This window comes from Acinetobacter sp. BIGb0102, assembly GCF_003815055.1.
Classification (GTDB): Bacteria; Pseudomonadota; Gammaproteobacteria; order Pseudomonadales; family Moraxellaceae; genus Acinetobacter; species Acinetobacter vivianii.
The window spans coordinates 176,292-190,742 of the sequence record NZ_RKQE01000011.1; the positions used below are offsets into that span (position 1 = coordinate 176,292).

Annotated in this window: 9 protein-coding genes and 1 pseudogene; 2 read left to right on the forward strand and 8 right to left on the reverse strand. The window is 39.4% G+C overall.

What is annotated here, in order from left to right; translation table 11 throughout:
- The first annotated feature begins 91 nt into the window (after window positions 1-91).
- Window positions 92-2,350, forward strand: a complete 2,259-nt coding sequence (locus EC846_RS06980; protein WP_123774656.1) for a TonB-dependent siderophore receptor — start codon at window positions 92-94, stop codon at window positions 2,348-2,350.
- A gap of 103 nt (window positions 2,351-2,453) precedes the next feature.
- On the opposite strand, the gene EC846_RS06985 is transcribed toward EC846_RS06980, so the two are convergent.
- The 3 genes from EC846_RS06985 to EC846_RS06995 all read right to left on the reverse strand — a co-directional run bounded on the left by EC846_RS06985 (window position 2,454) and on the right by EC846_RS06995 (window position 5,256).
- Window positions 2,454-2,879, reverse strand: a complete 426-nt coding sequence (locus tag EC846_RS06985) for a DUF4377 domain-containing protein (RefSeq protein WP_123774657.1) — start codon at window positions 2,877-2,879, stop codon at window positions 2,454-2,456.
- A gap of 306 nt (window positions 2,880-3,185) precedes the next feature.
- Window positions 3,186-4,412 carry an acetamidase/formamidase family protein gene (locus EC846_RS06990; RefSeq protein WP_123774658.1) on the reverse strand — a complete coding sequence of 409 codons (1,227 nt, stop codon included), beginning with the start codon at window positions 4,410-4,412 and terminating at the stop codon, window positions 3,186-3,188.
- A gap of 145 nt (window positions 4,413-4,557) precedes the next feature.
- Window positions 4,558-5,256: a DUF1826 domain-containing protein gene (locus EC846_RS06995; protein WP_171410007.1), complete on the reverse strand. Its 699-nt coding sequence runs from the start codon at window positions 5,254-5,256 to the stop codon at window positions 4,558-4,560.
- A 569-nt stretch (window positions 5,257-5,825) separates the two neighbouring features.
- On the opposite strand from EC846_RS06995, the pseudogene EC846_RS07000 reads away from it, so the two are divergent.
- Window positions 5,826-9,085 (forward strand): annotated as a pseudogene (locus tag EC846_RS07000) (AAA domain-containing protein).
- 75 nt (window positions 9,086-9,160) lie between these two features.
- Here the strand turns inward: EC846_RS07000 and EC846_RS07005 are convergent.
- The 5 genes from EC846_RS07005 to EC846_RS07025 form a co-directional block, all read right to left on the reverse strand.
- Window positions 9,161-10,912: a tannase/feruloyl esterase family alpha/beta hydrolase gene (locus tag EC846_RS07005; protein ID WP_123774660.1), complete on the reverse strand. Its 1,752-nt coding sequence runs from the start codon at window positions 10,910-10,912 to the stop codon at window positions 9,161-9,163.
- Between the two features lie 33 nt (window positions 10,913-10,945).
- A complete protein-coding gene (locus tag EC846_RS07010) occupies window positions 10,946-11,335 on the reverse strand; it encodes a PaaI family thioesterase (RefSeq protein ID WP_123774661.1) in 390 nt (129 codons plus the stop codon).
- Window positions 11,336-11,375: 40 nt separating this feature from the next.
- The gene (locus tag EC846_RS07015) at window positions 11,376-11,912 is read right to left on the reverse strand and encodes a DUF3237 domain-containing protein (protein ID WP_123774662.1); all 537 of its coding nucleotides are present in this window, start codon (window positions 11,910-11,912) and stop codon (window positions 11,376-11,378) included.
- Between the two features lie 57 nt (window positions 11,913-11,969).
- Complete coding sequence (locus EC846_RS07020; protein WP_005258687.1) at window positions 11,970-13,220, reverse strand: OprD family porin; 1,251 nt, start codon at window positions 13,218-13,220, stop codon at window positions 11,970-11,972.
- Between the two features lie 82 nt (window positions 13,221-13,302).
- Window positions 13,303-14,442 (reverse strand): acyl-CoA dehydrogenase family protein, encoded by a 1,140-nt coding sequence (locus EC846_RS07025; RefSeq protein WP_123774663.1) that lies wholly within the window; start codon window positions 14,440-14,442, stop codon window positions 13,303-13,305.
- Window positions 14,443-14,451: the final 9 nt, after the last annotated feature.

Consider the following 14,451-nt stretch of genomic DNA (forward strand, 5'->3'; position numbering starts at 1 on the left):
TTTCTAATAAATAATAGAAATCAGTTAAATTTGTTTGTTTTTGTTGGTTAAATGATAATAATAATGATTCTTGTTTATTTGTTAAAATATTATGGACAGCCAGATCAGAAAAACTGCTTTAAATATTGCGATAAAGTCAATCTTAGTGTGGGGCGTTTTATCAAACAGTGCGCTTGCACAAGAACAGCTTTTGGCCAAGGAGTCATCTTCAATCTTACCTACGATAAAAGTTACTGCGGAAGAAGATGAAAAAACTGAAGGGAATAAAAGTTTTAAAGCGAACTCATCTCGAAGTTCATCCAAGCTTAAACTTTCTTTAAAAGAAACCCCTCAATCAGTCAGTGTGATTACACGAGAACAAATAGAACAGCGAAATCTAAATATTATCGATGATGTCCTTGCTGCTACACCTGGGGTAACAGTCACTAAAAGTGATAGCGAGCGTTCAAATTATTTTGCGAGAGGTTATGCAATTACAAATCGACAAATCGATGGAATGCCAATAGGTGAAAATAGCCCACGTGTAGATAGTTTTTTCTTTGACCGTATTGAGGTTGTGAAGGGTGCGACGGGTTTAACAGGGAGTACAGGAAATCCTTCTGCAACCATTAATATGATTCGTAAGCGACCAACTAAAGAACTGTCGGGTAATGTAGCAACTTCATTTAGCCGTTGGAATAAAGTTCGTAATGAAGTTGACGTTTCGATTCCATTATCCACAGATGGAAGTGTAAGAAGCCGAGTGATGGCAGCCCGAACTGAGGGTGATTCATATATGGATTACTACTCTCTAGAAACTTTGGCTGCAATGGCAATGGTAGAAGCCGATATTACAGAAAAATTAACGGGTAGTATTGGCTTCCAGTATCAAGATAATCAGCCTCGTGGTTCGACATGGGGAACAGTACCTTACTGGAATCAAGATGGTTCGCTTGCCAATTTACCAAGAAATTTTAGCTTGGCGAATAGCTGGAACACCATTAGTCAACGAGATAAAACAGCATTTGCCGATTTGACCTATAAATTTGATAATAATTGGATGATCAAGGCTGCTGCCGCGTATTCACTATCCAAAAGTTTTTGGTTGATGTCCTATGGCGGTTCTGGTTTCCCGAATCAAAATGATGGGACTGGAGTCGGAGTATGGTCAACAGTCTATCCAACATCAGAATCTAAAAAAACCAGTTTAGAGCTGTATGCGAGTGGTCCTTTTCAGTTATTTAATCGCGAACATGAACTTATTATTGGTGCTAATGGCTTTGACCGTTCTACAGATAGTCCTTCAGGTCAGCTCAATGGTTTGGCGAGTGGTCAATTGACGTGTACTAAAAAAGTGAATGATGTCACTTTACCTTCTAATAATATTGGTGATACATGCGTGATTAATGATTGGCGTACATGGGATGGCAATGCAACCATTAAACCAGATTATACCGTTACGCCAGCAACCAAAGATGCCAAACAACGTAATTATGGGGTATATAGCACTTTAAAACTCAATGTTACCGATGAATTAAAATTAATTATAGGCGGACGCTATAGTGATTATTCAGCGACGAATGGAACGAAAAGTGATGTAAAAGCTGATGCATTTACGCCTTACTTTGGAGTGACGTATGATCTTAATGATTTTATAACGGCTTATACCAGTTATACCGATATGTTTAATCCAAGTAGTCAAAAAGACCGTAATAATAGTTTCTTGGAGCCAGAAGTTGGTAAAAGTTATGAAGTTGGTTTGAAAGCAAGTTTGCTAGACAATCAATTACTGGCAACAGCTGCTGCTTTTTGGTCTAAAAAATCGAATGTTGCCATACTTGATAGTGAAGCAGTCGCTGCGGGTATTAAAACAGATGATGGTGCTGACCCCATGAAAGCATCAGGTGAGGGGTTAAAAATTGAAGGTTTTGAACTCGAAGCTATTGGGCAGATCACACCTAATTGGAATATTACAGCTGGTTATACCTATGTAAACAGCATAAGTTCAGAACAAGTAAGCGCTTCTACCTCTATTCCCCAAAACTTAGCGAAGGTTTATACCAACTTTAAATTACCAGAAGATTTATGGGATGGTGCAAATAAGGTAAACGTAGGCTTTGGGGTAAATTGGCAAAGTGAAGTAAAGCGCAAATGGGGTGGAGCACCATCGAATACAGATGGTTTTATTCGACAAGAAGCATATTTTCTGGCAAACGCCAATATTGGCTATGAATTAAGTAAAGATCTGAGTGCTAATATTCAAGTTACTAATTTATTTGATAAAAAGTACTATCAGGAAATAGGGTTTTATAATGGTGTGTATTGGGGAGAACCACGTAATGTAACCTTATCTTTGCGAGCAAAATTCTAAATCATATATAAGAAAGATGTAGGCGGGCCGCCAACTAAACAGTTCAGGCTTTAAAACTAAAAAGCACTCGGCGCTAAAACCGAGTGTTTTTATCTTTAAATTTTTATTTATTAGGAACCGTTTCAATGACTTCATCTAGGACATAACGGATACTTGAGCCATCAGCTGGTGGATTCGGGATGTCATATTCCTTAACGCGAATGAGGACTTGTTCATTGCTCTTATGCGTAAAACCTTCGATTCCTGCATAGAAATTTTCCCAATCTTTGCTCTTATATGTTTTTTGCCCATCTTTATAATCAAGTTGTTTAACTTGTAAACAATCCATTTGTCCTGCTCCAGCATCACATTTTTGAGTTTTTGGAGAAATCTCAAGATAGGAAACTCGATTAGGAGTTTGCTCTGCTCCCGTTTGTGCAGTGACAGATTTATCTTCAGTTGTGGGTTTGGTCTCAGTCTGTTTATTCGCGTCTTTTGAACAAGCTGTTAGCGCAATTGTTGTTAATGCTATAAATAAGATTTTTTTCATTTGTTTTCTCAATTATTGAAAAGTCTCATCATAAAAGAAATCATAAGAACTGATGTTAATAAAGTGTTAACTAATTATCATTTTTATTGAGCAATCTAGTATCTTTTTTCTAAGATATTGGGTGATATTCCTAACCAACTGAACGTGTTTTATTCCATTTCGACTGGTCATTGTAGAGAATATATAGAGTGAGTAGAAGTATCAATTTCCATACTATCTTCATCCTATCAATTAAATATAAAGCTCAAAGAGCCAAGTGATACCCGCTGACTCTCTGAGCAAAATAACAATTAGGGATTGACTGTATTATTTGGCTGCTTGATTAAATTCTTTAAAATCAGCTTTACGTATTTTTGCGTGAATTCCTTTGGTTTTATCCACTACCTGCGAAACCTCAAAATCTGTAGCTGCACTTAGATAAGCGTAAGCAAGCGCTTCGTCAATGCCATATTCCTGATTTAAAAAGCGAATCGCTTCACGAGTCGACTTTTTCATAGCTTCATCTAAATCCTCATCCAGTCCTGGCGTAATCCAGAATTCAGCATTCTCTGCCAAAGGCTGCATAATTTCCTTACCCGGAATTTTATCTTTACCTGCTTTTAATAAGGTAAATTTAAGGGTTGCGCGAGCGGATGCCTCTAGCGCTGTCAGCGCAACTTCACCATCACCCTGTGAAAAATGGCTATCGCCGGTATAGAACAGCGCACCCGGAACTTGTACTGGATAATAAATGGTTGATCCTGCGCCTAATTCATTGATATCAATATTACCGCCATACATTGCAGGCGGGACAGAATGGACAGGCTCAGATGTATTGGCCGCTACTCCCATAATGCCCATAAATGGATAAAGCGGGAAACGAATCGCTTTTCCTGATTCTGTTCTGAGTACGCCTTCGTATTCACCTTTGGCGTTCTTTTCTATCGGGGTAAATACTGAAACATTCCCATAACGTTCTGGGTGAGCAGCAGATGCATTTTCTTGTTTAGGTTTTTTAGGAAATTCACCCACCAGTGCTCCTTTACCATGACGATTGGAAATCACGCCGTAAGGAACACGAGGTTCAACTTTAATGACTTCGACTTTTAAAATATCACCGGGTTGTGCACCTTGAATTTCAACAGGTCCAGTGACGATATGCGGGCCATCCTGATGAAAATCATGTTTTAAATTAGACTTCGTAATTGTTTTTGCTTCATCGAGAATATTTTCAGCTTTTACACCTTTCGATTTAAAATATTTTTCTGCATCACGCCCTTGATCCTCCAATAAGCCTTCATGTGAGACCGTATCAAAGGTCACCACACTTCCTGATGGAACAGCAATAACAGGCTTGGCATCTTTATTGGGTAAATAGCCCCAAGTGATGGTCTCTAAAGTTGAAGGCACATAATAATTCCCTTTATAGTCACCATCTTTTAGCTGGACAGGTTTATTTGAGATCTGTTTAAGAATATTGAAATTTTCTGCGTAAACCGTTGACGTCGCAAAACTGCTGAGAATGACAAAAGAGAGGAGCGAGCGCTTAAACATAAAACATATCCTAATGAATTTTAAAAAATAACGGATATGTTTAGAGCAAATTTTATGCCATGCTAAAATTCTATTTTATTGGATAATTTATATGAAAAATGCACTATATTCACACAATAGCTGTCTAATCTAGTGCATTAGCCTCCTAACAAATCAACAGCAACCTATATTCGCCATCTTTTTCAATAGGTGCTCTATGAACACAAGGCAAGACTTGTTGGGTTGGATGATCGACGGCTAAGCGCCAAATATGTCCTACGCCTAAATTGACTGGTTGTGCATCAGGCTGGGCCTGATAATGCAAATCAAAAAAGTATTCTTGCAAGAAATGCTCAAATTCAGCTTCTGGCCCGTCATGTAATTTTCTGAGCTGTTCTCTGATTTCTGGAATTAAAATCTTTTGTTGCGCCTGATCATTGGGCAGGATTTCGCTAGCCGTCCCATGATAGGTGCATAAAAATGTGTCTGTTTCGATGGGTGAACGATCAACGTGATAGGAATACACATCTGTGGAAATGAAATCCAGTTCATCATCGCGCTCGTAACTTTGAATTAAATTAAGCGCAGGCGAAGCTCCAAGATCAGCTAATAATTGCATATCATTTAAGATAATTTCTCTTGCCAGATGACCTTGTACTGAAAGTTGCAGTGCCAAAAGATCTTCTATCGAAATTTCTGTAACGTTCTCTTTTAACTGAAGTTGAGCCACAATTTCTTTAAAATCGCCAACCAAATTTCTGTACCAGCAAATGGCATTCATCTCTCCTTGAAAATGGGTGCTTATAAGTTCGGAAAAAGTAGAAACTATTCCAACTTGTTTGTTGTCAGAGAGCGTATTGTTCATATTAGAAATAAAAAAGAGACCATATCCAATAATATTACACTTCATTTTAATGATTTTTTTATTTTGAGCTATAGGCGACTAAATTTGGGCAATAGGATGAATCGGTAGAAGTGAAGTGTGTTAATTGAGTTAAAACATAGATGTCCTCGAACGTTAAGACTAACTTTTATAAATTGAAGAATTTATCAAATATTATCCTCGGTAAACTTTGGCCAGCGCTAAAAAATTAAATCAAACTAGGATAAGAAGAACTTAAGCTTGAAATAGACAGATCTGTATAGACAGGCGGTCTCTATACTTTGTAAAATGGATTAAATTTAAGTGTATAGCTTATAACAGAAGATTGAGCAGTCCTTGGGTCCTAAAGATCCTAAGGTATGTGGTATAGAAGGATGTTTTCCATACTTCATTTTCATTGTTAAGTATTCCTGTCATTTGTTGATAGACAATATAAATCAATATAGGGCAGGGGAGGATACTTAGTTTTGAAGTGCTAACTATCTATTTAGATTAGTATTTTAAATACTAATTATTTTGAAGGATACGAATATAATTTTTTGAGAATTTATATGGATAATAGCAAGAGCAATTGTAATTTTACTGAAGTGAGCCAAATTCTTTCATTTTGGAGAGATTTAGAAATTTTTACTATACCATCTGCTCCGACAGCGAAAGATAGTAATGAATTTACAAAGATAACAACCTTAAGGCTTGGTGAAGAATTACCTTGGAATAAGTTAGAGTATCATCCAACACAAAAATATATGTTTATACATACAGTTTATATTGGTGTTACAGAACAAGAATATCTTACTCGACTTATTTTGCGAAAGATTGTAAGAAAAGAGTTGAGTGATAAAGAGCGTGAACGTATTTCTGGTACTGGTTGGTTAGCTTCTTTTTCGGTAAATGAAAATGGGTGTTTGAACGAAGATAGTTATACACCAGCCAGTTATGTATATGGTACTCAAGCTTTAATTCAAGGTGAGTCTCTTACAGATCTGAATATAAGACTTACACGGGCAAAGGAAGAGTTTGCTCAGCGCTGTCACAGCTTATCTCAATCAAAATTGGACTATCGTTGTTCATGGAAAGATTTACAAAGTGAGACGGAATTAGTTCGTTCTATTTTTGATCAGGATGATCAGGCCGAGCTAGATTGGCGATTTATCGTTGTTACTAAGCGTTCTCCAAAAAAACATCAGGTTTAGAGAAAGTTGAACAAGAGGTTAACTTTCTTAATTCATTTTATTTAGATGATCTTGACCGAATGCTGAAACAGAGCATGTCAAACCAACCATTTGGACAAGCATTATCAGCATATCTTGGTCCTTCCATTATTCATGATGATCGAATAGATATTTTAAAAAATCATGAAGCTATGGCGGAGCTTGTTTGTGCTTCATACTTGCCGATTACTCGTTGGCCTACGTCACCCGATAAACCCTTGGTTTTGGCACAACAAGCTGTTGTTGCACATATTCAAAAATTTTTAAGTAAGCAAGACGGTATTATTGGTGTAAATGGCCCGCCTGGTACAGGAAAAACAACTTTACTATGCGATGTGATTGCAACAGTTATTACTGAACGTGCCAAGCGAATCTCAGCATTAGCTGCGCCTGAAGCTATATTTAAAGAACCTATTCGACTCATGGGAAGAATGTTCTCACCGATTTTAGAAGAGTTAGTACGAGATACGTCAATTGTCGTAAGTAGTAACAATAATAATGCGGTGAAGAATATCTCACAGGAATTACCTGCTCTTAGTAAATTAGATAAGGAGTATGCCTCTATCTCCTTGTATTTTTCAGAAGTCATAAAAGGAGTGTTTGATAGCCAAAAAGTTCTAGATGAAAATCAAAGACCGATTCCTACTTGGGGAATCATTGCCGCTGCATTAGGTAATAGTACTAACCGTAAATCTTTTGCTCGTGCATTTTTTAAAGAAGATCATGTTCCTGATAAAGATGAAGAGAGTGGTGAAGATTCATTTGCATCAATGAAGCAAATACTTGAGGATGCTATTCCCCATGTGAATTCCCATCGTCAAGAATGGAGTAAAACAAAGTGCGAACTTCTCGAATTAATTGAGCAATTAGAACAAATCCGTTCAATTTTAATGAAAGCAGAGCATGCTTCAGTATCTATTTCTGAAAATAGAGAGAAGAGAGAAACCTTATCAAAAACGATCCTTCTAAAGAATAATATATTAAATGAGCATCAACATGTATTTGATCAGATACAGAGTGAATTACAAGATCAATCTATCTTAATACAGTCTAAACGGCAGATATTAGAGCAGATCCAGATCTCATACGGACCTCGATTCTGGGACCGCTTATGTGCATTATTTGGTTATCGGACACACCGTCTAGAAATCTATAATAAGCGCATTAATGAGGCTACCTTATCATTGCAAAAAACTACTTCTCACTATGAAAATTTAATTCATGATAAGACAACAAGAAATGAAGCTATAAAAATCTGTCAGCAAGAGTTATTGGAGCTTAATAATGAATCTCTTGAGTTAAAACAAGAATATGAAAGGTTAAGTCATGATCTACTGGCCATAAAGAATTTAGGTGTAAAAAATATTGTTAGTCCCGATTTATGGAAATTATCATTTGAAGAGCTTCATCGAACTTCATTAAATACATCAGAAGTCATAGATGATATGAGGGCTCGTATTTTTATTAAATCAATACAACTACATAAACTAACGATTTTATCTAATGCTAAACGGTTCTTAAGCAATTTGAGAATGGTTGGGCAAATGCTAGCAGGTAATGCAAAGGGATTAGAGTATGAAGATCGCCCATTAATTTGGGATAGTTTATTTTTTGTTGTACCTGTTGTACCTGTTGTATCGACAACTTTAGCCTCATTTAGTCGGCTTTTTGCAGGCTTAGGACAAGATAGTTTAGGCTGGTTACTTATTGATGAAGCTGGTCAAGCTACCCCTCAATCCGCAGCAGGAGCAATTTGGAGAAGTAAAAAAGCGATTCTAATTGGTGATCCTTTACAAGTTGAACCTGTATTTACATTGCCTGATAGTATGGTTGAAGTCCTATGCAAACAAAACAATGTAGATATCTCTTGGTCTCCTGTATTTGAATCTGTACAAACGGTTGCTGATCGAATAACACAATTTGGTTCATGGATTGGTGATGGTAATGGAAACGAACTATCAAAAATCTGGACGGGTATGCCCTTAAGGACACATCGTCGATGTGACGATCCGATGTTCTCCATTGCAAATAATATTGCTTATGCTGGTCAAATGGTACAAGGACGTGTGGATAGTGTAGGAAAGCCTAAAGCTATAGAGATCGCTTATGACATTGGTGCTAGTTCATGGCTCAATGTGGATTCAGTAGATTCTATTCATCCTGTTAATTGTGAAGAACTTAATGTATTGATTTATTCATTAAGAAAGCTTGAAGCAAATCGAAAACTTTCAGCTGATCAGTCAAGAATTAAAGTATATGTCATTTCTCCTTTTAGAAAAGTTATCCAAGCCTGTAAAAAGCGTATTAGAGAAGAAAGACTAACAGGTATTGAATGTGGCACTGTGCATACCTTTCAAGGGAAAGAAGCTGAGATTGTGTTTCTTGTGTTAGGAACGTCTAAGGATCAAGGGGGTGGGGCCAGAGCTTGGGCTTCTTCAAGCCCAAATCTATTAAATGTTGCTGTAACCCGAGCCAAGGCTCGTTTATATGTCATCGGTAATATTCATACTTGGTCTAAAATGAATTACTTTTCGACTTTGTTTGATGCTCTGCCAGTGAAAACAGTCAATATCACAAATAAATCAATTGAGTTGGAATAACTTATCGTCATTAAAAACCGTCATTCTTAAAATTAAAAAAGAGCTTAAATAAGCTCTCTTTTAATTGCAACGGACTTATTTACAGCTAAAGTTTTCAGCTTTTTCAATATCACCCTGACCATTGTAACGGGCAATCAGTGGGTAAGGACAAAGTGGACGGGTACGGTCTGGTGCCCAATCTTGCGGAAGTTCAGTATTCACTTCGCCACTTGGGTTGCCTGTACCGCGCGCAGTCGCAATGATACGGTCTGGTGCCTGTCCATATTCAACCCAGTTGACTAAAGTGGTTAAAGCATCAAATTGGTCGGTTGCAATGCCACCACGGGAATGGTTCATGCCCGGCACTCTAAAGAAGCGTGCAAATTCAGGTGCTGTACCTTTTGCATCATTTTTATAGTGTTGTAGCAGTTGATCGTACCAATTTTGAGTGTCATCCACAGAGAAAACGCCGTCTGCTGTGCCTTGTACTACAATCATTTTTCCACCGTGATTACGGAGTTTATCTAGATTCAATTCATCGGGCGGCATCATGAATGACATCGAACTTTCAGTGTAAATATCATTAGTTGCCGATAGTTTTTGATAGTCGGTATCGAAGTTAAAATTAAAGGCAAATTGTCTAGAGTTTTGCGTTACGGTTGGGTCTGGTGGGACTTGAAAAAGAATGCCGACTGCAACTGGATCACGCGCTGTTCCGACCGAAGATTCAAATTTCCAGCTTGCCCAATTACTACCCACTAAACCCGGATCGAAAGGCTGGGTTGCATAAAGTGCTTGTCCAGCAGAGTTCACAGGTCCACGGTAAATGTTGGCTAATACATCAATTTGTTCGGTACTTAAACAAGTACCATCTCTTGTACTTGAGCAAACGGGGACATCTTTGTGAATATCAAAAGCTGTACGGCAAGCTTCGACATCTTGAACCAAGCCATCTGCAACACCGTCTAAAGCATCGCATTGATCTAAAATCGCTTTTGCTAATACTTTACGCTCTGAAAGGGTCAGGGCGGTACTTAAGTCATTTTCATCTGTTGCGACACGACGAAGCTGCTGTGCCGTATAGAGTTGAGCCGCGGCTGCACGAGGTAAATGAAAACCTGGTGTACTTGCTAAAATTCCATCATATTGGTCGCCCAAACGAGTTGCTGCAATCATGGCATGACGGCCACCGTTCGATGTGCCGCCTGCATAGGAGCGATCTGGCAATTTACCATATGCTGTTTTAATTAGGTTTTTTGCCATAGGCGTGAGTTTGGTAATCGTACCGTAGCCGTAGTTAATTCTAGCTTGAGGGTCTAAACCAAACATTGGATTTTGTGAGGCATTATGCCCGGCATCGGAAGAAATGACTGCAAAGCCATCATGTAGGGCATTGGTCAGTGGACCACCGCTGCCGACCTGACCCGTTGCAGATACTAGGTTACCATCGGTTCCACCATTGCCTTGATAGAGAAAACGGCCATTCCAGTCAACAGGTAAGCGCATTTCAAAACCAATTTGATAGGTTTGTCCATCGATTGGGCTTACACGTTGGTCCATAAAACCTTTGACCAAACAATGAGCGCCAATCGGTTTATTGGCGACAGTCAATGTGCCTGCCTCTTGAAGCGTGGCTGAGCTAATGACCGTATTGTTGTATTGAAACCCAAGTAAGTCCGTACAGCTTCCTGTCATTTTTACCCTAACAGCAGGAGACAACTGCGGTGGTTTGGTTGTTGACGGAAACGTTGTGTCATCATTATCACTTCCACAGCCTGCCAAAGAACCAAGCATGGCAAGCATTAAAACGGAGTGGGTCAAAATTCGTTTATTGTTGGTGTAATTCATTTATTCATATCCTTATTGAATGAATGGTCGTAATTAATCTAAAACCAGAAAATTAGCTGTGCTTCGAGCAATCATTTTGTTGTTTTGCCAAGCTTCACTTTCGAGATTCAGTACGGTTTTGCCTTGTTTAATGAATCGGCATTTTGTAATGACTTCGCCCACAGTACAGGGCCTTAAAAAATCCATTGTTAAGTTGATGGTTGTAGCGGGTTTATGGCCATTGGCGAGATATGCAAAAAGTCCCATCACATCGTCAAGCATGGCGCAGATCATGCCACCTTCAACAGTGCCGCGTGGATTGGTAAAGTTTTCTAGCGCTGTGTAGTGGATGGTGAGTTCAGTGTTCTTGTCATTCCAATGGATATTATGTCCACCCAAATGGTGATGGATGGGCGGTAAGTGTTTTAAAGTTTTTTGATCCATAATCAAGGCTCCATCCTTTTTATCAGTGTTATAAAAATTATTATTTCAGGGTATAGGCATCATAAATAACCGCTTTGCCCAAGCGCATAGCACTCCCTACCGCAATGGTCTGATTCAGCCATGAGTATTTAGGTGAGCTGGTTTCAAACTGCATGGTAATTTTGAAATAGTAATTTTTCGGGTCGACATCTTTGCCTTGGGCAAGATGTTTTAGCGTTTCTGCTGAGCCATGTCGGTAACCTTTGGTTTGAAGGTAAATAAGCGCGCCGTCATCGGTTTCTAACAAATATCGCGTATCAATAATTGCCAACCCTTTACTGTCGACAATTTGCCAATCTGCGCCATTATTTAAAATGCGGCCTTTAAGTGATTTTCCTTCAAATGTCCCGCCCGTAATAGGAATAATTCGGCGTTTACCTGCGTCACTGGTGGTACCTAACTCCCAAACAGGCGCATTCAAATCCACACTAAATTTTGCTAAAGGCTCAAGTTGAATAGGTGGTGGGCTATATTGCGTTTCGGCATGAGTCAGGGCAATTAGACTCATTCCGCAGAGTAGTGTTACAACTTTCTTCATGATGGATTTCCCGAAATAAAAAGAGGTTCTATTTGTGACAGAACCTCTTGTTTTGAATTATTTAAATTTCCATGTGTAGTCGATGTTGATGCGGGTTTCATTTACAGGTTTGATGTTGGCTGTAGAGAGCATGTTGTTGTCATAAATGGCATAACGCGCGCGTAGCCCTAGATTTTTTAACCAGCCACTTTGAACGGTGTAACCTAAATCAAAGTCCGTTTCGCGTTCTTTTAGATTGGTTCCACCTAAGTTGGGTGCATAAATATTGTGACCTGTGGTGTAACGGGTCATAAAGCGTAAACCCGGTACATAATCTTTAAAGTCATATTCATATCGGAAGCTATAGGCTTTCTCTTTTGGGTTTAAAAACTCACCTGGCCATGTATCAATAAGAAGTCCGGTTTCACCTCCAGTCAAATACGGAAAGGCAGTGTCGCCGTGGTGTTGGAAAGTCCCAAAAATAAATTTATGGTTTTGATGTTTGAGTTCGAAATGCGCATGATAAAGGTCATTATCGACTAAGCCTGCTTTTGCTTGTCCGTCATCGCGGCTGCGGTAGTAGCGTAATTGTGAACTCAGATTTGTGCTGTCATTAATTTTATATTGGTGTAATACACCGACCAGAGTCTGATTATATAGATCATCAACATCCATATAAAAAGCGGTGAGCTTGAATGCGGGATTGAGCTGATAGTTCCCCCCTAAATAATAGAGCCCATCGGTTTCAGCACCTTTGAAACGTCCATTCACGCCTGAAATTTTAATTTTTTCGTAGTCGGTCGAATCACGATGATTCACTTTATCGAGATAGGCTGCCTGTAAGTCGAAGTCTTTAATATCTTTACTGGTCAGTGAAATACCTCGATAAGTCTGAGGAAGCAAACGAGCAGGTGAAGCCACTAGAACAGGATTCATCGGCATAAGCGTACCGATCCGTAGCTCGGTCTGGCTCATTTTGGCTTTTGCGGTAACCCCAATTTCTCCATAAGAATCGGCGGGTTCATTGGTGACCGCATTTCTGAGTAAATTGCCAGTACCAGCATGTTCGGCATCAGCATCGAGTTTAAAACCTGCTGTTGCCAGTACATCCAACCCAAAACCGATTGTCCCTTCGGTATAACCTGAGTTGGCTTTGAGAATAAACCCTTGCGTCCAGTCCTTGGCAGCGGGGTAAGCGGATTGCTCTTTGTAGTCACGGTCAAAATAGAAATTTCGTGTGGTGAGTTCTACTGAACTGTTATCAATAAAACTGCCCGCCCAGACCGAGCCTGAGAGCATAAGGGTAGAGTACATCCATAATTTCGACATCGCATTTCTTCCTGAAATATCATTTTTTTGTTTTCAATAAGGCATGATTGTTGTGTCTGCCTGATTTAGTTTTTAAATCGAATTATTTTCCGAGCAGTTCTCGGGCCACGATTTCCTTCATAATTTCATTGGTTCCCCCATAAATTTTCTGTACCCGTGCATCCACAAAAAAGCGCGAAATCGGGTATTCCTGCATGTAACCGTAGCCGCCAAAAAGCTGAAGCAATTGATCAATCACTTCACATTGGACATCGGTAAGAAAGCACTTTAATGCGGCAACTTGAGTGACGCTTAACATGTGTTGTTGGTATAGCGCTGCACATTGATCTACAAAGGCTTGAGCAGCTTTTGCTTTGATTTGCGCATTTGCCAGCACAAAGCGCGTGTTTTGCATTTGGCTTAACGGTTGTCCAAAAGCTTTACGTTGCATCACATAGTCTTTGGTGACTCCGATAGCCCCCAAAATTGATCCCAAAGCCATCATGGAAATACTCAAACGTTCGCGAGGTAGCTCTTGCATTAAATAGGCAAAACCTTGTCCTTCTTCACCCAAACGCTGAGTTGCAGGCACACAGACATCATCAAAAAATAGTTCGGCTGTATCTTGAGCATGGAGTCCGATTTTTTGTAATGAACGGCCTTTTTTAACGCCGTCTAAAGCGGCATCGACTAGTAAAATTGAAATACCTTTTGCTTTAGCTTGAGGATCAGTCTTTGCTACTAGAACGATCAGGTCGGCATGTAAACCATTTGAAATAAAGGTTTTTGAACCATTAATACGGTAGTGGTCATTTTCTAAAATGGCTTGAGTGCGTATGGCCTGTAAGTCTGAACCGGCATTGGCCTCTGTCATGGCAATTGCAGTGACGACTTCACCTGTGACCATTTTCGGTAACCAATAACGTTTTTGCTCTTCAGTTCCAATATTTTGCAGATAAGGGGAAACCAGCTCATTTTGTCCGCCAATGGCAACCGCCAAAGATGCAAAGCCCGCTTGAGCAGTTTCTTGAACTAGCATGAGTGAGTAATGAATAGGAGCGCCGTAGCCGCCATATTCCTCGGGCACATCGACGCACAAAAAGCCATTTTCCCCAAGACGAAGCCATAGATCACGTGGGATAAGGCCATCGCATTCCCATTGTTCATAATATGGAGCAACCTGTTCTTTTAAGAACCTGCGGTAGCTGTCTCGAAATAGTTCAAATTCTGTATCGTGTGGCATGTTGAACCT